We start from the raw sequence: 20,486 nt of genomic DNA, 5'->3' as shown, positions 1-20,486 counted from the left end.
GTTCGGTGACCTAACCCACTCTACAGAATAACAAAAGCCCCTGATAGCAACGCTGTCAGGGGCTTTTTAGTCATTGAAATAAAGCGAAGATTAGTTCTGCTCTTCGCGCTTGAACACTAACTCTTTTGCGTTCGACTCTTCTTCAACAAAGTAGTAGCCCGCAGTGTCAAACTGAGTCAGCTTTTCAATCGAATCAACACGGTTTTCAATGATGTAACGTGCCATCATGCCACGCGCCTTTTTCGCGTAGAAGCTGATCACCTTGTATTGGCCATTCTTACAGTCTTTAAATACTGGCGTGATCACCTGACCATCTAGGTTCTTTGGCTTCACTGCTTTGAAATATTCATTCGATGCAAGGTTGATAAGCACATTATCGCCCTGAGCGTTTAGCGTCTCATTGAGCTTGTCAGTGATCAGGTTGCCCCAGAACTGATAAAGGTTAGTACCACGAGCATTTGCCAAACGTGTGCCCATCTCTAAGCGGTAAGGCTGCATCAAATCCAACGGCTTAAGCAAACCATACAGGCCGGACAACATGCGTAGGTGCTTTTGTGCATATTCGAAATCCGCGTCCGTCAGAGTTTCCGCTTCAAGTCCGGTGTAAACATCGCCCTTAAACGCCAAAATCGCTTGGCGAGCATTCTCTTGAGTGAAGGTTTCGCTCCACTGCTCAAAACGCGCCACGTTAAGGCCGGCAATCTTATCGCTCACCTTCATTAGCGCCGAAACATCTGCAGGCGTTAGTTTACGGCACTCTTCAATCAGCTCGGCAGAGTGTTCAATAAACTCTGGTTGAGTAAACTGCTCGGTAGCCAATGGTGATTCATAATCTAATGTCTTTGCTGGTGATACGACAACTAACATAACTTTACCCTAATCGGTTATCTGACTTTATGCTTGATAGAGTATAGAAAAAACATCAATTTGTCTTTACGACTCTTCCTATTACTTCGATAGATAAACATCGATTTCACTAATATCCACACAGTAAAAAAGGCTAAGGTATCAACCTTAGCCTTTCAATTTGAGAAACGGTGAACGCTCTATATTGCTCAGAGCCGCATCACAAGATTACTTCTTGTTGCCGTCCCAAATACCATCCTCTAGCTGAGACTTAAGCTCTGGGAAATCGTTCGCATCAAACGTTGGAACTTTACCCGCGTCTAGTTGACGGTTGTAGTCTTTCGCAAGCTTAATCACGATACCTGATAGCAGGATAATCGCTACCAAGTTAACAATCGCCATTAGACCCATAGATACGTCAGCCAATGCCCATACTGTTGGCAATGTTGCCATTGAACCAAACATAACCATACCTAGAACGATAACACGGAAAAGCACTAGGCCTTTCTTGTTGTTGTGCTCAAGGAAGATTAGGTTTGTTTCAGCGTACGAGTAGTTGGCGATGATTGAAGTGAAAGCGAAGAAGAAGATCGCTACTGCTACAAAGATACCACCCCATGAACCTACTTGTGCTGTTAGTGCACGTTGAGTTAGTTCGATACCTGTTACTTCACCATGAGGAACGTACTCACCCGACATTAGGATGATCGCAACCGTTGCCGAACAGATAACGATGGTGTCCATGAACACACCTAGCATCTGCACATAACCTTGAGACGCAGGGTGCGGTGGGTAAGGTGTTGCTGATGCCGCTGCGTTAGGCGCAGAACCCATACCCGCTTCATTCGAGAATAGACCACGTTTAATACCGTTGATCATTGCTTGCGCGATTGCGTAGCCTAGACCACCAGCCGCTGCTTCTTGCAGACCGAATGCACTCTTGAAGATAAGAGCCAATACTTCTGGTACTCTCTCAATGTTTGCGAACATGATGAATAGCGCAATCGCAAGGTAAGCCAGCGCCATGATAGGTACAATAATTTCAGCAGTACGTGCGATCTTACGGATACCACCGAAGATAACGAATGCTGAGATAACCACAATCGCAACACCAGTGTAGCTACGCTCAAAGTCAAACGCGGTATTCATTGCGCTTGCGATCGCGTTTGCTTGTACCGCATTAAAAACAAGACCAAATGCAATGATTAGAAAGACAGAGAATAGAACCCCCATCCAACGCATTCCTAGACCTTTTTCCATGTAGTAAGCAGGGCCACCACGGTAGTTACCGTCGTTATCGCGCGTTTTGTACAGTTGAGCTAGCGTGCTCTCTGCAAACGACGTCGCCATACCTAGCATAGCAATGAGCCACATCCAGAAGATAGCACCTGGGCCACCAGCGGTTAGAGCAACTGCAACACCCGCCATGTTACCTGTACCAACACGAGCAGCAAGACTAGTACAAAGAGCTTGGAAAGATGAGATACCAGCGCTGTCTGCTTTACGGCTGTTCTTTAGAACAGAGAACATGTGGCCAAAATGGCGGAATTGAATGAAGCCTAGTCGTACGGTGAAGTAGATACCCACACCAACGAGCAAGTAAACTAAGATTGATCCCCAAAGAAGATCGTTCATTAAATTGATTAAATCTGTCACGTGAACCTCGTATTGAGTTTAAGCACTGATCATGCTTCCTAGCCTTCCTCTTGATCGCCTATGCTTCTGTCAATGTAGTGTCAGCATTCATTGTTATGTTCTTGCGGCGATTGAGAATGTAAATGTCGCTTCATGCATCCATTTTACGTATCAGTGTATTTTTGACGGGCGGATAATGCAGCGAGATTTGGCAAAAATCAATATGCACAATGTATTATATTAAAGTGACATTTCACTAAAAAGACACCTTTTATTAACACAAACCGCAACAACAACACCTCATAAAAGTCACATTATCGGGACATAAGCACAACAATGGACCCTATCTCACCTTATCCCGCACGAAACTCCATAAATTAACCGTCAGGCTAGGCTTTACAAGGTATAGTGAACAATCACCGTTTTTGGAAGTATCAAGTAAAACACCCACTCATCCTTTGGATACGTGTTTAGTTGCATTGTAACGAAAGGAGCATAAGCTTCGCACAATGAATTAACATTCGTAGAGAGTGAATTTAATCGTTTCCCTAAGTTTGTTTGCCTACTTTTTGAACACGAATATAGGCCGCATGTGTGATGGTAAGTCAAAAAACCACACGAAACCTTCATGAATATGAAACAAATGAGAAACAAATCAAAGTTATGGTGGCGTTAACTATGGTATTTAATGAGTCCGAAAGGACTATTCCCACGGAAGGAGATATAGCTTATGGATAACTTTCAATACGATGAAATCACAGAACTTGATCTACCTCGTGCAACACAGAAAGGGCGCTCAAAACCTCTAAAACGCAAGTGGCGTGAGATTGAGGAGATTAACGATCGTCGACGCCTTCAAAAAGAACTCATGGATATGAATCTTGGTCTAGATTTCGACCTCGACGACATTAAGCTTTAATAGACACGATAGATAAAATATAGGCACCCAACCGGGTGCCTTTTGTTTTGATACTACCAATATAGAGAGCTACACACACTCCTGTTCACTTTGACGAACTCGAGTGGCAAGCTGACGGTATTGGTCGGCAATCGTGTCACCGAATACAGGATCATCCTCTGGCTGTTGCCAAAGCTCTTCAACACTGCGCCAGTCTTGTACCGAAAAAGCCCCGACAATGATCGGTAAAATAACTTTCTCTTCATGCTCCATATGCTTTCGCTGCGCTTCAATAAATGCAGCGAGCTGATCAATAAACACCTGCTGAGGAACTACCGCATCTTGAAGAATCATCTCAACCACATCTAAGAAGTCAGCGGTCTTCTCCGCCAACAGCTGATGTTCAAGTTCCAGATCTTCGATGGCCTGCTGTTTACCGTAATGTTTTAAATAGTGACGATAGATAATGTCTTCTTTAGGATGATGCACTTTATCTGAGTGGTTCATTAAATAGTGCACCACTTCCGCCACTAAGCTGTAGTTTATCGCTCGCTCTTTCTGTAGAAGCTCAAGTTTTGTCTTTAAGATCATGAGCAGACGAGCCATGTAACCATGCTCTCTTCTTATCCTTTCAATCATCATAGTATTGCACTCCATTACACCTACTCTTTATAAGTGTATATGATGATAGGAGAGTTAGGTTTGACGCTGCTCAGAAAACCATCAACTTAGACTTCGAAAGGTAAACGCCAGTCAATCACAGACAAATTTTGAGACTTCAATAGTTCATTAGTTCGAGAAAAGTGCTTACAGCCAAAAAAGCCGCGTCGTGCAGAAAGCGGCGATGGGTGTGGAGCGTTCAAGACAAAATGCTTACTCTCGTCAATAGCTTGCCCTTTCTTCTGGGCATGCGCGCCCCACAATAAAAAGATAATCGGCTCATTGCGTTCATTAAGCTGCGCAATGATATGATCGGTAAACGTCTCCCAGCCACATTTAGCATGCGAGTGCGCCTTGCCCTCTTCTACAGTGAGTACAGTATTGAGCATCAACACGCCCTGCTTTGCCCATGACGCTAGATAGCCGTGTGTTGGTGGCACAAAGCCCTCAATATCATCAGCAAGCTCTTTATACATATTACGCAGAGAAGGGGGAATCTTAACGCCCGGCAATACAGAAAACGCCAGACCATGTGCCTGTTGAGCACCGTGATAGGGATCTTGCCCTAGAATCACCACACGCACATCCTCAAAGGGCGTCATATCAAAGGCGCTGAATACCTGATCTTGGGGTGGATAGATGACCTTACCATCTCGTCTTTGCTTTTCTACAAAGTCGTTGATGTGCTGAAAGTAAGCTTGGCTCTGTTGCTGACGAATAATCTCTTGCCAAGTCTGCGACGAACTCATTGAATTGCTCCCGAACGATGTCACTCAGTAACGCTAGTAAATGACACAAGCGAGTTGCTCAGATAAAAATAGCGGTATGAGTGATAACTGTGACTGTAAAGCCTAGTTATACCTCATACCGCTATTAATAGACATCATTGTCCAAATTCGCAGATAGAGATTCATCGATACTCACAGCAGAATAAAAAGAAGGGAATCACGATTGACCTTTCTGAGGCGTTCGATGATGACCGTGACTGTGAATATGACGATTTGGCGTCGGCAAACGTGGGGTCGCATGGATCGTCGAAACATGAAGATTAGCTTTAGGTGTGTAAGTGGTCGAATACATAATGGCACCCTCCTCTATTACATAGTGAAATACATATTCATTAAACACTATGAAAGAAAGGTGCCAACAACCTCATTTAGCCACAGTTTTTTTAAGGTTTACTGTACTCAATGATCACTCTGCGTTCACAGACGCGTGGTGATACATTCTAAGTTGTTGAATTTCCTCTTTCCAAATCGAAGAATCGATCGTTTCTAGGATCAGCGGCATATTATCAAAGCGCGGATCACTCGCGATATACTCGAAACACGCCCAACCAATTTCACCTTGTCCTAGCGAATGGTGTCGATCGACACGACTTGCGAACTCAGCTTTTGAATCATTGATGTGCATTGCTCTTAGATAGTGCATACCAACAATACGATCGAACTCAGCAAAGGTCGCTTCACAGGCTTCCTTGGTTCTCAGGTCGTAACCGGCTGTGAAGGTGTGGCAAGTATCTAAACAAACACCCACTCGAGCTTTATCTTCAACTTGATCGATGATTTCCGCTAGATGCTCAAACTTCCAACCTAAATTAGTCCCTTGCCCAGACGTATTTTCAATCACAGCGATCACATTGGGCACCGCGCGATGAGCAATATTGATAGACTCCGAGATGCGCGCCAAACAGTCACTTTCAGACATTTTCTTTAAATGACTCCCAGGATGGAAATTAAGTAGCGTCAGACCAAGTTGGTTACAACGCTCCATCTCATCAATAAACGCCGCGCGAGACTTTTCGAGCTTCTCCTCTTCTGGGGCACCTAGGTTAATCAAATAAGAATCGTGAGGAAGAATGTGCTCCGCGCCAAAACCCAACATCTTGCAGTTGGCTTTGAATGCACTGATGGTTTTGGGCTCCAATGGCTTTGCCGCCCACTGCCTCTGATTCTTAGTAAATAGCGCAAATGCGTTGGCACCAATTTCACGTGCGCGCATCGGAGCTTGATCGACACCTCCAGCCGCAGAAACATGAGCACCGATGAATTTTTGGCGAGAGTTTGAGGTATTTTTCGCTAGAGAATTACTGTTTGTCATTAAATCACTTCACACTTACAGAATGACGGATAAATACTTGTTTATATCCACATCAGTTCAATAAAAGCACTATTTTTGTAGTAAATTTACAACAAAAATTTCCGTTAAATATTTTTTATAGTTTAAAATATTTTGTAACTACATTGTTTTCAAAGCTTTTATTGATTTAACTCAAAATAATCACCATTAAAAAATTAAGGTTTTTGGTTGTTTTTTGACTTAAATCAATATTAAGCTAATTAAAAATAGGTATATATAAGCCAGCTCAACAAAATTCGAAAGTTAACACCATAAATCAAACCACATTCAGTGGACTAGGAGATAGTGATGATCCAAGGTATTCAAATTACTAAAGCAGCAAACGACGAACTACTTAACTCAATCTGGCTACTAGATAGCGAAAAGAACGAAGCGCGTTGTGTTGCAGCAACTGCTGGTTTCGAAGCTGACCAAGTTATCCCAGCTGCTGATCTAGGTGAGTACGAGAGCCGTGAAGTTGCAATCGAAACTGCACCTCGCATTGAAGGTGGTCAACACCTAAACGTAAACGTTCTTAAGCGCGAAACGCTAGAAGACGCAGTTGCTCACCCAGAGAACTACCCTCAGCTAACTATCCGTGTATCGGGCTACGCTGTACGTTTCAACTCGCTAACGACTGAACAGCAACGTGATGTTATCGCACGTACGTTCACTGAGTCTCTATAATTTAGAGCTTAAGCGTAACCAAATTTAAAAAGCTTGGTCATTAGTGACCAAGCTTTTTTTATGTCTATCATACTGAGTTTCGGTGGCGTGCTTTCTCGTACTGAGCCTAGAAACACTAAAAAATGCATACCTTCTCCTCGTATCCATAGCCAATAAAAAAGGTGAATACCCATGGCACTCACCTTTTCGTTTAATCTAACAAAACCGTCATTGGTTTGTCATTGTCATACTCTTATCAGAATTGGCGTATTCAGAACTATGGCTGAACTCGACGCAATACTTCTTTAAGAGCATCAAAGTCATTCGCAAGGTCTTCAGACAGCAGCTCCATCGCAGCGTGTTTCGCTAGCGGACCTGGTAGATCGATGTCTGAACCTAGAATGTCATCAACCACTTCTTTGAATTTAGCCGGGTGAGCCGTACATAAGAACAAGCCTGTTTCACCCTCTTGCAGCTGCTCGTCTAGTAGACGATAAGCGATAGCACCATGTGGCTCACATAGGTAGCCTTGTGCTTTTAGGTCACGTACTGATTCTGCGCTCTGCTCATCAGATACTTTACCTTTACCCAGTGTATCCAAGCCCCAACCTTTCAGTTGGCAAAGCTCTTCGATACGAGGCCAATTGTTTGGTTGGCTCACATCCATTGCGTTTGATGTGGTTGCAACAGTCGGCTTTGGAGCCCACTCGCCCGTTTCTAGGTAACGTGGCACTGTGTCATTTTCATTGGTCGCAGCGATGAAACGCTTCACTGGTAGGCCTAACGCTTTTGCCAATAGACCTGCAGTTAGGTTACCGAAGTTACCGCTTGGTACTGAAACCACTAAGTTTTCACGCTGCTCTTTAGTCAGCTGAGAAGCCGCTTCGAAGTAGTAACAGATCTGCGCCATTAGACGACTGATGTTGATAGAGTTCGCTGAGTTCAGACCGATCTCTTCACGCAGTGCTGCGTCATCAAATGCTTGCTTAACCAGTGCCTGACACGCATCGAAGTCACCGTCGATAGCAACAGTATGGATGTTTTTACCTAGTGTACAGAACAGCTTCTCTTGCAGTGGGCTGATCTTGCCTTTCGGGTAAAGAATCACAACGTTGATGTCTTCCATACCGTAGAACGCGTGCGCAACGGCTGCGCCCGTATCACCTGATGTCGCCGTGAGGATGGTGATCTTGCCGCCGTCTGAAACAGCTGCCAGAGATTGCGCCATAAAGCGGCCACCAAAATCTTTAAACGCCAGCGTTGGACCATGGAACAGCTCAAGTGCGTAAACACCATCTTTCACTTGGTTGATAGGTGCAGGGAATTGGAATGCTGCATCTACCATTTGATCGATCTGCTCTTTTGGCAGTTCATCACCAATCAGTGCCGATAGGATCTTTGCGCTACGAGGGACAAAGTCCTCTGCAAGTAGTGCATCGATATCATCAAACTTTGGTAGCTCTGATGGAAAAAATAGACCTTGGTTACGACCTAGACCTTGGCGAACGGCTTGGCCAAAAGAGACTTGTTCATCATTTTCTTTGATGTTGTACAGCTTCATAACTCACTTCCTGTAACGATCGAGCCTTGCTTGTCCAAACGACAAACATGGACGAATCCTTCTTCATTTTGTACGTAATTTTGTTCTAGCCAGCGTGCAACACGCTCAGCGACATCTTTTTCTTTGCAAATGCTAAATAAGGTCGGACCGCTGCCGGAGATTCCCGTTGCAAGCGCTCCCGCTGACAACGCGTATTTACGAGCGCCAACAAAACCTGGTAGCAGTTTCTCACGATATGGTTCTGCGATCACGTCTTTGATCATTTTTGCAGCAAGCTCTGGCTGACCAGAGTGGCAAGCGTGAATAAAGCCAGCAAGGTGACGACCATGAGCAATGATATCTTGACGACGGTATTGAGATGGTAGGATCTCTCGCGCTTCCGCCGTCGATACCTTAATCCCCGGATACGCCATTACCCAGTACCAATCATCAAAGCAAGGCACCTCTTGACTGATAATACCCAGCTCTTCCAGCATCAATTGCACGCCACCAAGGTAACATGGAGCCACGTTATCGTAGTGAACGCCACCTGAAATCTTGCCTTCCATTTCCCCCATCAGCGCAAGCAATTCAGTTTCGTCTAGCGGCTGACCATGGAAACGGTTCAAGGCATCCAGTGCGGCAACAATCGAACATGCACTTGAACCCAAACCAGAGCCAATCGGCATGTTCTTTTCAAGCGTCATCTCTAGTGGTTTAAGAGCAACACCCTTCTTATCGATTTCACGAGCAAACACTGTCCAACAGTCGTAAACAATGTTCTCTTTTGCTTCTGTTGGCAGTTTAGAAACAAAGCTGCCTGCCGTTTTTAGAGAGAATGGTTCATCACCTGCTTTAACCATCACTCGGTCACCAAGCAGTGTGCCATCGATAGGCGACACAGCTGCACCAAGGACATCAAAACCAACGCTGACGTTACCGATTGAAGCTGGAGCGTAAACTACAACATCCATATCACTTGAACTCATTCTTATACTCCTAATTTCCAGCCAAGGGTACGCATTACATCAGAGAATACACCTGCTGCTGTTACCTCAGTACCCGCACCGTAACCACGCAATACTAGTGGGATTGGTTGGTAGTAACGACTGTAGAATGCCAGCGCGTTCTCACCATCTTTAATCTTGAACATTGGGTCATCGCCATCAACTGCAGCGATGCGCACCTTACATTTACCATCGGCAATTTCGCCGACATAACGCAGCACTTTGCCTTCTTCAGCCGCTTTTGCTGACTGCTCTTGGAAGTAAGCATCCGCTTCTGGTAGACGCGCCATGAACTCTTCTACGCTACCTGAATCATCAAAACCTGGTGGCAGTGCTTGGTCAACTTCTACGTCTTCAAGCTCTAATGCCATACCTGCTTCACGCGCCAAGATAAGTAGCTTACGCGCCACATCCATGCCCGATAGATCATCACGTGGGTCAGGTTCTGTAAAGCCGTTATCTTTCGCAATATTGGTTGCTTGGCTCAGAGTCATACCTTCATCAAGCTTACCGAAGATGTAAGATAGAGAGCCCGATAGGATGCCGTTAAATTTCTCAAGTTCATCACCCGCAGAGATAAGGTTCTGCAAGTTCTCGATAACCGGAAGGCCAGCACCGACCGTTGTCTCGTACATCAGCTTACGACGTGAGTTTCGTGCAACCTCACGAAGTTGATGGTAGTACGCCATGCTTGCTGTGTTTGCTTTCTTATTCGGTGTAACAACGTGGAAGCCTGCTGCTAGGAAATCGGCATACTGATTTGCAATCGCTTCACTCGACGTACAATCAACCAGTACTGGGTTGATGATGTGGTTACGCTGAACCAAAGCCGCAATTCGAGGAAGACTGAACTCTTCGGTTGCACTGTTCATGCGATCACGCCAGTGCTCCAGTGGTAGACCTTCACTATCAAGCAGTAGACCTTTACTGTTTGCTAAACCACATACGCGGATAACAATGCCTTTCTCTGCCAATTTACCTTGCTGACGCTTGATCTGATCCACCAGCTCGCCACCAACGCCGCCAACACCGACAACGAAGACATCAAGGAAGTGCTTAGAGTTGAATAGATTTTCGTGACACGCTTTGATCGCCTCAGAGATTTTATCTTCAGGAATCACTGCTGAGATTGCTCGCTCAGAAGAGCCTTGTGCGATCGCCACGATGTTTACGTTCACTTCTGCCAGTGAAGAGAAGAATTGAGAAGCAACACCGCGTGAAGTACGCATGCCGTCACCAACCAGTGTTACGATAGCTACGTCATCCATGAACTCTACTGGCTCAAGTAGGCCATCTTTCAGTTCAAGTTCAAACGCTTCAGACAACACTTGTTGTGCTTTCTGCTTATCTGCAGACTCGATACAGAAGCTGATGCTGTACTCAGATGATGATTGAGTAATAAGAACGATTGAAACGCCGGCTGAAGACATTGCACCGAATACGCGGCTCGCCATGCCAACCATGCCCTTCATACCTGGGCCTGAAACGTTAACCATTGTTAAGTCACTAAGCGTAGTGATGCCTTTGATCGCTAGGTTGTCTTCACCGGTGTCTTGACCAATCAGAGTGCCCGCACCTTGAGGGTTAAAGCTGTTTTTAATCAAGCAAGGAATATGGAACTGAGCAATCGGTGCGATGGTTTTCGGGTGAAGAACAGAAGCACCAAAGTATGAAAGCTCCATCGCTTCTTGGTAGCTCAATGACTTAAGAAGACGAGCATCATCAACAAGGCGAGGGTCACAGTTATAAACGCCGTCTACATCAGTCCAGATCTCACAACAATCAGCACGCAGACACGCTGCCAATACCGCTGCTGAGTAGTCAGAACCATTTCGACCCAGCGTAACTAATTCACCTTTGTCATTGCCGGCAGTAAAGCCAGGCATGATGTTAACGTGTCCTTGAGGAAGAGGATTTTGACGGAAGTTCTGTGTAGAGACATCAACATCAACCATCGCCTCTAGATGATCGCCTTTCGCATACAGATACTGAACCGGGTCGATGAGATTCGCTGGCTGACCTTTTGCTTCTAATACAGCCTTCATCAGCTGGATGGAGATACGCTCACCTTTGCTGATGATGCGTGCGTTTACATGATTAGGACACATGCCTAATAGATCAATACCATTTACAAACTGACGCAGTTGAGTCAGTGATGTATCAACTTGCTCTTGGAACGCCGAGCCGTCTAAGCCCGGAACCAACGCTTTAATATCAGAAAATAGAGCTAAAAAAGAGGACTCTATCTCTTTAATTTGAGATTCCGCTTCACCATGTTTAAGTGCCGATTCAATCACCGCAACCAACTTGTTTGTTGTTTTTCCCGGTGCAGATAGCACGACCGCTAGCTCTTCTTGCTGGGCATTATTAGCAATGATATCCGCCGCTCTCAAAAAACGATCGGCGTCCGCTAATGATGAACCTCCAAACTTTAAAACTCGCATCCCTTCCTCTCCATAAGTCATAAAAATGGTATAAAAAAAGGCCTGTATCTTGTGGGATACAGGCCTTTATTTGTAAATCCGTTAGTTAGCAGCCTGCCCCAACAATTGTAATGTCGGTAATAATAATGGTTGTGGTCATTACTAGGTGGCTTGAGTGCTGCATATTCAATTCTCTGCGTTTGCTTATCTCTACGTGTATCAAGTTTTGCTACAGCTCGTCAATGAAAAGTTACTTTTTTTTCGCATTCACGACATTTTTCATAGTAAGACGTTATTTAGAGCAGAAAGTAGCCATGAAATACAAGGCATAAAAAATGAGTAGAGTTTGCTTCAGATCGCAAAAGCAACTAATTGCTTATCCAATTCGAACAAAAAGGTATGTAGTTCGTACAGTCAACCACCAAGATCTGTGCTTTAATTAGACAGCAAACGTATATAACAAATAATAACGACTTCAGGAGTGGAAAGTGAAAAGATTACTATTTCTTTTAACCTTTGCTGTACCTGTTGTTTGTAACGCGAGCTCGTTGCCTCTATTGCCGAGCCAACTCGACACCTCGGCACACAAGTTTTTTATCTCAAGCCAAAGTTCAACCAATGAATCCTTCGATGTTTGGAAAGTCGACAGCGGCTATTCATACTCGGTATTCAAGAACGTCGACCTGTTCGTGGGTGCTCGTATCAATAGCGATGCTCTAAAACATGAGAATGGATTTCTCAGTGGCGTAAGCTATCAACTGAGCGATCGTATCTCTTTCAACAGTACTCTGCATACCTACAGCAGTGAAGAGAATGCCGAACAAGGAAAAGAAAAGTCGATTGCTGCTGAGGTGACCAGTCGCGTCCAACTGACCGATAACCTAGACCTACATGCCACCCTAGATTACGAAGAGTGGCAGCAAGGAGTGGAAGTTGGGATTGGTTTCCGCTTTTAAACGATTTCTGCTTCTAGGCAACTCCAACTTCCAAACCTTCTCTCGTTTTCGCTTTAAAACCGCTAGCTACGAGTTAATCAGCAGCTCTGAAGAGAGGAGCGCTCCATTCCAATCCGCATAGATGTAGTCGCCTGGCTGAATCAATTGATTATGAATAGTGAGTGTCACATTCACTTGACCACTGCCACGTTTCTCGGTTTTGAACGGTGAAGATCCTAGAGCTTGCACGCCAAGATCCATCTGCGACATTATACCGACATCACGGATAGCGCCATTGACGATCACGCCTTCCCAACCATTCTCTATCGCCAGTATAGCAAGTTGATCACCTAGTAAGGCTTTTTGGCAGGAGCCGTTTCCATCGACCACCAATACCTTGCCTTTTCCGTCACCCTCTAACACATCACGAACCTTAGAATTATCGTGATAGCAACGCACTGTTACAATTTCCCCCCAGAACGCAGCTCGCTGGCCGTAGTTTTGTAAAGGGAGATTAAGTAGCGTCACTTTGCTTTCGAACTCATCACATAAGTCCGGTGTTATATCGTGCATATATCCTCCATGAGCGAGACAGGCAGCCCATACCGCGAGTCCCATGCTTAAAGTAAAAATAAATCCTTTGTTTTCAATACGTCTATAATTAAGAGACAGCTTATCGCTTCCTTGGTGCCACAGCCTACTATAGAAGTAGTCAAGTGTGACTATGAAAGCAAAATATACGAGCCAGTTCGAATAGCCATTCCATATTTATGGCTATTTAATCATTTATAGTGTTGATTAAACAGTAACTCATACTAATCAAGTTTTATACCAGACAGCAATTGATATAAATCAACAAAGTGAATGGAATTAACATTATCGCGTTGTTAGCATGCTGTTAACATTATAGAATCCTCAACAATCACTAACAGAATGATTAAAAGGCGTACTGGATCTACGTTATTGGCAATACTTCAAGGAAGGCAGACAGCTGGAAGTAAGTGTATTTTTGAAAACTTTGAGTTATCATCAAAATTACATTACCTGTATGTTATGTTTTTGCCTAGAATTTATTCTATTAGCACAGTTTCGTCACAAATTTAGGTACCGCCAAAATGCAAACCCCGCAGATTCTTATCGTAGAAGATGAGCAAGTAACTCGTAACACTCTTAAGAGTATTTTTGAAGCAGAGGGATATGCTGTTTTTGAGGCTAGCGACGGTGAAGAGATGCACCAAGTGCTGTCTGACAACCAAGTGAACCTTGTTATCATGGACATCAACTTACCTGGTAAGAACGGCCTTCTGCTTGCTCGTGAACTACGTGAGCAAGCAAACGTTGCGCTAATGTTCTTGACTGGTCGTGATAATGAAGTAGACAAAATCCTTGGTCTAGAAATTGGTGCAGATGATTACATCACTAAGCCTTTTAACCCTCGTGAACTGACTATCCGTGCACGCAACCTTCTGAACCGCTCGATGAGCACAAGCACGGTTCAAGAAGAGAAGCGCAGCGTTGAAAAGTACGAATTCAACGGTTGGGTTTTGGATATCAACAGCCGCTCTCTAGTAAGCCCAGATGGCGAAGGCTACAAGCTGCCTCGCTCTGAGTTCCGTGCTCTACTGCACTTCTGTGAGAACCCAGGCAAGATTCAAACTCGTGCTGACCTTCTTAAAAAGATGACTGGCCGTGAGCTTAAGCCACATGACCGTACAGTAGACGTAACTATCCGTCGTATTCGTAAGCACTTTGAATCTGTATCAGGCACGCCAGAGATCATTGCTACGATTCACGGTGAAGGCTACCGCTTCTGTGGTGATCTAGAAGACTAATTCACACCATCGTAGTGAATAGAATAGAAAAAGGGAGAATGCTCGGCATCCTCCCTTTTTTTAATACCCGTTTCATGCGGCGCGAATAGCGTGCCGGTACACACTATTCTTAATTTACTGAAGCGCTTATTTAGTAAACCGTATCCACTTTAACGTCTTTCTCAACCAGCCACTTCACCACTTCACCATCTTTTAGTTCCACTGCAACATCAACAGGTTGTTCACTGTTAATCTCGAGCTGCCACGCAAACGCCACCTCCCATTTGGTCTCATTGTGCGTTCTTAAGTCAAGGTCATCGCTCGTAATAAGTAGTGTATCCGCGCCTTGTTTCACCGTGACACTTTCAATAGCCAGTGTCGCGGGCAGTTGCGAATCTGATTCAAGGTAAATGGCACCATGTAATGTGTTATCTTGTGCTTCACCTATGGTTGGCATTTTATTTAGCCAAAGGTTGCTTTTCATAGTGATGGTCGTAGTAGAGACTTCGACTTGGTTGTCTTGTTGCCATTCTACTTGTGGTGCAGAACAACCCGCTAATGCCACAACACAGGCGGCGAATGCTATTTTTTTCATTACTCTTCTACCTTTGATTTAACCAACTCTTTAAGACTTCAATGTCGTTCTGATATTCGTTGTTAATTTCATCGACCCAATCCGAGATATTCTCCCACCATGCAGGCAGATCCGGTGATTGCGCTTTTTGCGCGACTTGTTGAATTCTCTTCAAACCAATCGAACCTGCAGCCCCTTTGATCTTATGTGCTTCCGAAACAATGTTGGCTTGATCTTTGGCTACCATGTTCGAGTTTAGAATATCCATATAGTCAGGCATCATCTGTTCAAACATCGCAATACTATCGAGTACTGGTTTGGGGCCAACAATATCAACATAAGACTCCAGCATCTCAATATCAAGCAAGCTGGTGTCTATGGTGGTTATTTTAGGTTCAACGATTTGTGCCTCTTCAATCGCCTGCGGAGTATCCGACGGACCGCTCTCTATCAGCTTAGCAATCACATCTTGGATCGCTTTTACCGATAGCGGCTTGCTGATGGCATCGTCCATCCCTTTGTTAAGATACTCTTTTTTGTTGTTAAGCACATTCGCCGTCAACGCCACCAACGGCGGGAGTTCAGAGTACTTCTCACGGTAGTACTTAGCGATATCAAAGCCAGTCATATCTGGGAGTTGAATATCCAGTAACACCAGATCAAACTCTTGTGGATTGAACGCGATCTGAGCCTCTTTACCTGTCATGACGACCGTCACCGTATGGCCTAAACTCTCAAGCAGCGAGCGGGCAACCGTAACATTGAGCTCAATATCTTCCACCATGAAGATGTTCAACTGAGACTGTTTTCTTGGCGTCTTCACTAGAGCTTGAGTATCGTGATTCACAGGCACACGAATCGAGACTGTGAAAGTACTGCCGAAGCCCTCTTCACTGCTCACGGTAATGTCGCCATCCATCATATTGATCAGCTGTTTAGAGACCGCCAAACCGATACCTGTCCCAACCGCATGTAAGTTATCGGACCCCGATTTCACTTGGTAATACATCGCAAAGATCTTGTCGATTTCGCTCTCAGGAATACCAATGCCAGTATCTTCAACTTCCATTGTGATATGCGCGAAGTCGTCTTCGATATCTGCACTCACCGTCATTACCACGCCGCCATCTTTGGTGAACTTCATCGCGTTACTAACGAGATTCCACAGAACTTGGCGCAGGCGAGTGCCATCCACTTCAACTGCAGTTGGCAGATCAGATAACCTTTCAAGATCGAATCTCAGCCCTTTTTGCTCCGCCATCAACGCAGAGATGCTCTCCATCTCAGAGACAAAGTCTTCAAAGTTAATTGGCGTGGGGAACAGCTCAAGCTTGCGTCGATCGAACTTATCCATATCAATAATATCGTTAAAGATATTACCGAGCGTGACAGCACTGACTTTAATGGTCTGCATATGTTTGCGCTGCTCTGTGGTCAGTTGACTATCAAGTAGCATACGACTTAAGCCGATAATACCGTTAAGTGGAGTACGCAGCTCATGGCTAATGGTTGAAATAAACGTCGTCTTGTCACGGCTAGCTTTCTCAAGCGACTCTTCGTGCTCTTTGCGCTCCGTGATATCTCGTCCAAAGCCCACTAATCCAAGATGACGACCATCTTTGCTGTAGAAAGGAACTTTGCGCAGTTCAAAATAACTCTTACGTCCATCTGGGTACTCTAACCACTGCTCGTAAGTGACCGCTTGATTATCTGCAAAGACCTTCTCATCGGTCTCAACGACTTGTTGAGCCACCTCTTTGCTATAGACATCCCAAGGTGTTAAGCCAACCAAGTCTTTCTCTGTTTTTCCGGTCAGCTCTTCAACGGCTCGGTTACATCCTGAGAATACGCCATCTTCGTTGCGGTAATAGATAAGGTCAGGAGAAGCATCAATGAAGGAACGCAAAAGCGCCGTTCGCTCTGCCAATTCAAGCTGAGTGCGTTCGCGCTGGAAGACTTCATTTTCAAGGTCATGCATCGCTTCTGCACGCGCCTCTTCTGCCTTTTCACGCTCCTCAATTTCTTGATTAAGCTTCTCGATATTGAGCTGCAATTTGCTGTTTAGCTCTTGGTCACGCTCGCGCATGTCTCCAAGTTTAGAGACTAATTTAGCGAGACGCTGACGAGACTCCTCTAACTGGTCAACGACGACAGAGAGGAAATAGACGGCCCAAGGGGTGATAACCAGACCAAAGAAAACAGAACGGACAATATCGATATCATCGACACTGCCTTTTAGAGCCAGTGTGATACCAACTTGAACCACAACTGCGAGTGCAACCAGTGCTAATGCGAGGAGAATAGAGAATCGGACGATTCCCAGCTTTACGAGAAGATCTACGTAATACTGGGCAAGATTTTTCATGGGTTTCATTTAAGGCTCCATGCGATAAGACTAGCAATATTCTACCCTGTTTAGGCAGGAGAGGTAAGCTAGCCACATCACATGCAACAACCATATAAGCATTTAATTATGCCTATCTTGGTCTCCTTTTAGACTCATGAGCCAGCGTATGGAAACGCCCGGTTGAGCTAGGGTGAACACTGGTTTGATTGCGTCCATTCGCTTTCGCCTGATAAAGCGCGCTATCCGCCAACGCCACAGCCGACTCCATCTCATCGTCCAAGGTTGGGATATAAGAAACTACCCCGATACTCACCGTTACCCATTCAGAAACCAGTGATTTTTCATGAACAATGCCTAGGCTTTGAATTTCATCATGGATACGTTGCGCCACTAACTGAGCACCTTCAGTCGCCGTGTTTGGCAGTATGAAAGCAAACTCTTCACCACCATAACGTGCAACACAGTCAGAAGAACGGTTCAATACGAGCTTGAAGGCTTTCGACACCTGAATCAGAGCATCATCACCTTGTTGGTGACCATAGAAATCGTTGTAGCCTTTAAAGTAATCGATGTCACATAGCATGATAGTCAATGGTTGTCTTTCTCGAACGTGGAAGTGCCACAGGGTTGAGAGTTGATCATCAAAACGACGACGGTTAGACACTTGAGTCAGACTATCCAAGAAACTCAAGCGCTCTAGCTCTGAATTCGCTTCTTCAAGTTTCTGCTCAGCTAAATAGCGTTCTGAGATATCGCGGGCCATGATCAATACACCACTGGTACTTGATGCGGGATCTTTAAACGGGGATTTCACCACATCGTACCAAGTCTGCTCGCCATTACTAGAGACGACCTTATCGATGTAGCGCAGTGACTTTCCTTGATGAAGCACTTGGTGGTCAGAGTCTGAAAGTCGCATGTACATACTGTTTGGCACAACATCTTGCAGCCGCTTACCGACCAAATCACTCACCTCAGAAATCCCCAAAGCGGTAACAAACGGTTTATTACACGCTTGATAAACCATATTCTCATTGAAAATGCCAATAGAGTCAGGGCTTGCTTCTAAGATATTTTGAAGAATGGTATCTCTTTGAGCCAACGCCACTTCGGTATCTTTACGTTTTTCCATCTCATCGCGCAGTTGCTGCTGCATGTCATGCCAATCCGTCACATCATGACTAATCGAGAGCGTACCAATTCTCTCGCCATTCCCATCAATCAACACACTTTGATACGTTTCGAGCAGGCAGCTTTTTCCATCTTGATCGGTCGTCCAGCTGCGTTGACTGACTCGCCCTTTTTGCGCGCCACTAGACACACTCAGCGTGCCCTCTTCTAATCGACCATGCCAAAACGTCTTAAATGACCGGTTGCTGGCAACCAGGCTACCTCTTTGATCTTTTACATGAATCAATTCCGATAGCGAATCCAAAACGGTACGAGCTACATTAAGCTCTCGCAACTCTTTAGATTGCTCTTCACTGGAGTATTGGTGCGGCACTGTGTAGAGCATCCATACACGTCTACCGCGAAAGATCACTTTACGCCCTTGTACATTGACCTTACAAGATTCGAACTCGGATAGCGCCCACATCAAACATTGTTCAAACGAATGGCTACCTTGGTGATGAGAAAGACACGCAGTGAAGGCCGTTTGACAATCATGAGTTGGATAGCGGAAATGAGTCCCTACTTGGCGGATACCCAATAGTTGCATCGCCTGACGATTCGCGTACACGATTTCACTACTCTTTAAATCGACCATACACAAAGGTGCTGGCGCTATGAGCAGTAGATTTTCGATATGAGCTTGATAACGGGAGTAGAGATACCAACCGAACAAGGTAAACAGCAAAAGAGCAACAATAAACGATCCATAGAACATCGCATTGTCCCACAACCAAATCATCAATGGTTCCATCTACCCTCTATCTGTACAGACTTTTAATAAGGGCGGATCTTATCACTAATCGATCTTTTTATCTCTACATGCCGTTGCAGCTTAATTCGGTGTCGTATTGAGCTGTGGCAAAGTGTAGACAAAAGCTTCGCCATTTTTGCAGCCTTGAGCGCCACTTTTGTCTAGCGAGCGACCAATCTCTGTCATCGCGAGCCAACGATTCTCACACCACAATGGCGAAAGCAAAGTTGGCCTGCGCGCTGCAGAAGAGACTCGATGATAAATCACCTCCGCCGGAGTACGCTGAATCATCTCCGTGGCAACATCGACATACTCTTCTAGAGAGGGGGCCTCTAACTTACCCGCTTTCCACGCTTTAGCCATGGTACTGCCCTCAACAATATGTAGGCCGTGGAGTTTGATTCCGTCCGTACCAACATTTAAAACACGCTCCAAGGTTTCAAGGTTGTCAGCTTTAGTCTCTTTAGGTAGGCCAACGATCAAATGAGTACATACCTTGATTCCCAAAGCTCTGGCACGCTTGGCAATACTCTCGTAGATAGCGAAATCATGACCACGGTTGATACGCTTTAACGTTTGATCATTTGCAGTCTGCAGTCCCAATTCTAACCAGATCTCATAGCCTTGCTTTACATAACCAGCGAGTAATTCTAATACAGAGTCCGGCACACAATCGGGGCGTGTCCCCACACATAATCCAACGATATCAGCCCCCGGTGCTTTCAGTGCCTCTTGATACATATTTTTCAACACCTGAACCTCTGCGTAGGTACTGGTGTAAGCCTGAAAATAAGCGAGATACTTTTTAGCTCGTGCAATTTCACCGGCTCTATCGTTGAGTTGAGCCGCAATACTTTGGACTTGAGTCTCTTCGTCTGCAAACGACGCAACGTTACAAAAAGTACAGCCTCCTCGACCTATGGTTCCATCACGGTTAGGGCAACTGAAACCGCCATGTAGAGTCAGTTTGTGGACCTTTTCGCCATAGCGACGTTGGAGATCTTGACCAATCGTATTGACCAATTCGTGTAATTGCATGAGAGGTGCACCAAGCTAAATAAGAATGAATATCAATTTCATCTATGAAAGTTAATTACAGGAT

The 20,486-nt window shown here is 45.0% G+C and carries 18 protein-coding genes and 1 other annotated feature; of the genes, 4 read left to right on the top strand and 14 right to left on the bottom strand.

Annotation, left to right across the window (positions count from 1 at the left end; genetic code table 11):
- Positions 1–90 precede the first annotated feature (90 nt).
- Positions 91–867 (bottom strand): peroxide stress protein YaaA, encoded by a 777-nt coding sequence (gene yaaA, locus AC6I7V_RS02355; RefSeq protein ID WP_150870961.1) that lies wholly within the window; start codon positions 865–867, stop codon positions 91–93.
- Positions 868–1,074: 207 nt separating this feature from the next.
- Positions 1,075–2,502 carry an alanine/glycine:cation symporter family protein gene (locus AC6I7V_RS02350; RefSeq protein WP_255231439.1) on the bottom strand — a complete coding sequence of 476 codons (1,428 nt, stop codon included), beginning with the start codon at positions 2,500–2,502 and terminating at the stop codon, positions 1,075–1,077.
- Between the two features lie 709 nt (positions 2,503–3,211).
- On the opposite strand from AC6I7V_RS02350, the gene AC6I7V_RS02345 reads away from it, so the two are divergent.
- On the top strand, positions 3,212–3,400 hold the full coding sequence (locus tag AC6I7V_RS02345; protein WP_032553153.1) for a DUF3545 family protein: 189 nt from the start codon (positions 3,212–3,214) through the stop codon (positions 3,398–3,400).
- 69 nt (positions 3,401–3,469) lie between these two features.
- On the opposite strand, the gene AC6I7V_RS02340 is transcribed toward AC6I7V_RS02345, so the two are convergent.
- From AC6I7V_RS02340 to nfo, 4 genes are all read right to left on the bottom strand, one after another.
- Complete coding sequence (locus tag AC6I7V_RS02340) at positions 3,470–4,021, bottom strand: hemerythrin domain-containing protein (RefSeq protein ID WP_498011634.1); 552 nt, start codon at positions 4,019–4,021, stop codon at positions 3,470–3,472.
- A gap of 86 nt (positions 4,022–4,107) precedes the next feature.
- On the bottom strand, positions 4,108–4,788 hold the full coding sequence (gene ung, locus AC6I7V_RS02335; RefSeq protein WP_255231441.1) for a uracil-DNA glycosylase: 681 nt from the start codon (positions 4,786–4,788) through the stop codon (positions 4,108–4,110).
- 196 nt (positions 4,789–4,984) lie between these two features.
- Entirely contained in the window at positions 4,985–5,119 is a 135-nt protein-coding gene (locus AC6I7V_RS02330; protein ID WP_263641665.1) for a hypothetical protein, read from the bottom strand.
- 114 nt (positions 5,120–5,233) lie between these two features.
- Entirely contained in the window at positions 5,234–6,139 is a 906-nt protein-coding gene (gene nfo, locus AC6I7V_RS02325; RefSeq protein WP_498011261.1) for a deoxyribonuclease IV, read from the bottom strand.
- A gap of 327 nt (positions 6,140–6,466) precedes the next feature.
- Here nfo and grcA point away from each other — a divergent pair, with 327 nt between their 5' ends.
- Positions 6,467–6,844, top strand: a complete 378-nt coding sequence (grcA, locus tag AC6I7V_RS02320; RefSeq protein WP_150895821.1) for an autonomous glycyl radical cofactor GrcA — start codon at positions 6,467–6,469, stop codon at positions 6,842–6,844.
- A 256-nt stretch (positions 6,845–7,100) separates the two neighbouring features.
- Here the strand turns inward: grcA and thrC are convergent, their stop codons facing one another.
- Genes thrC through thrA form a run of 3 tightly spaced genes read right to left on the bottom strand, consistent with a single transcriptional unit; the run spans position 7,101 to position 11,814 of the window.
- Positions 7,101–8,384, bottom strand: coding sequence for a threonine synthase (thrC, locus tag AC6I7V_RS02315; protein WP_255231443.1), 1,284 nt, complete (start codon positions 8,382–8,384; stop codon positions 7,101–7,103).
- Positions 8,381–9,337, bottom strand: a complete 957-nt coding sequence (gene thrB / locus AC6I7V_RS02310; protein ID WP_498011633.1) for a homoserine kinase — start codon at positions 9,335–9,337, stop codon at positions 8,381–8,383. The genes thrC and thrB overlap by 4 nt, the downstream gene beginning before the upstream one ends.
- A 17-nt stretch (positions 9,338–9,354) precedes the next feature.
- Entirely contained in the window at positions 9,355–11,814 is a 2,460-nt protein-coding gene (gene thrA / locus AC6I7V_RS02305) for a bifunctional aspartate kinase/homoserine dehydrogenase I (protein WP_498011260.1), read from the bottom strand.
- A 31-nt stretch (positions 11,815–11,845) separates the two neighbouring features.
- Positions 11,846–11,961, bottom strand: a sequence feature (Thr leader region).
- 320 nt (positions 11,962–12,281) lie between these two features.
- Here thrA and AC6I7V_RS02300 point away from each other — a divergent pair.
- On the top strand, positions 12,282–12,749 hold the full coding sequence (locus AC6I7V_RS02300; RefSeq protein WP_255231445.1) for a ribonuclease regulator: 468 nt from the start codon (positions 12,282–12,284) through the stop codon (positions 12,747–12,749).
- A gap of 66 nt (positions 12,750–12,815) precedes the next feature.
- On the opposite strand, the gene AC6I7V_RS02295 is transcribed toward AC6I7V_RS02300, so the two are convergent.
- Entirely contained in the window at positions 12,816–13,301 is a 486-nt protein-coding gene (locus AC6I7V_RS02295) for a putative 4-hydroxy-4-methyl-2-oxoglutarate aldolase (RefSeq protein ID WP_498011259.1), read from the bottom strand.
- A 542-nt stretch (positions 13,302–13,843) separates the two neighbouring features.
- Between AC6I7V_RS02295 and arcA the strand changes: the two genes are divergently transcribed.
- Entirely contained in the window at positions 13,844–14,560 is a 717-nt protein-coding gene (gene arcA, locus AC6I7V_RS02290) for a two-component system response regulator ArcA (RefSeq protein WP_255231447.1), read from the top strand.
- A 130-nt stretch (positions 14,561–14,690) separates the two neighbouring features.
- On the opposite strand, the gene AC6I7V_RS02285 is transcribed toward arcA, so the two are convergent.
- From AC6I7V_RS02285 to mnmL, 4 genes are all read right to left on the bottom strand, one after another.
- Positions 14,691–15,134 (bottom strand): hypothetical protein, encoded by a 444-nt coding sequence (locus AC6I7V_RS02285; protein WP_498011258.1) that lies wholly within the window; start codon positions 15,132–15,134, stop codon positions 14,691–14,693.
- A 7-nt stretch (positions 15,135–15,141) separates the two neighbouring features.
- Positions 15,142–17,487 carry an aerobic respiration two-component sensor histidine kinase ArcB gene (arcB, locus tag AC6I7V_RS02280; RefSeq protein ID WP_255231449.1) on the bottom strand — a complete coding sequence of 782 codons (2,346 nt, stop codon included), beginning with the start codon at positions 17,485–17,487 and terminating at the stop codon, positions 15,142–15,144.
- 103 nt (positions 17,488–17,590) lie between these two features.
- Entirely contained in the window at positions 17,591–19,384 is a 1,794-nt protein-coding gene (locus AC6I7V_RS02275) for a GGDEF domain-containing protein (RefSeq protein ID WP_498011257.1), read from the bottom strand.
- Between the two features lie 81 nt (positions 19,385–19,465).
- Entirely contained in the window at positions 19,466–20,422 is a 957-nt protein-coding gene (gene mnmL / locus AC6I7V_RS02270; protein WP_255231451.1) for a tRNA modification radical SAM protein MnmL/YtqA, read from the bottom strand.
- Positions 20,423–20,486: the final 64 nt, after the last annotated feature.

The organism is Vibrio sp. KUL70 (assembly GCF_059725515.1).
The sequence above is the reverse complement of the archived record's forward strand: the minus strand, read 5'-3'. Positions and strand labels throughout refer to the sequence as shown.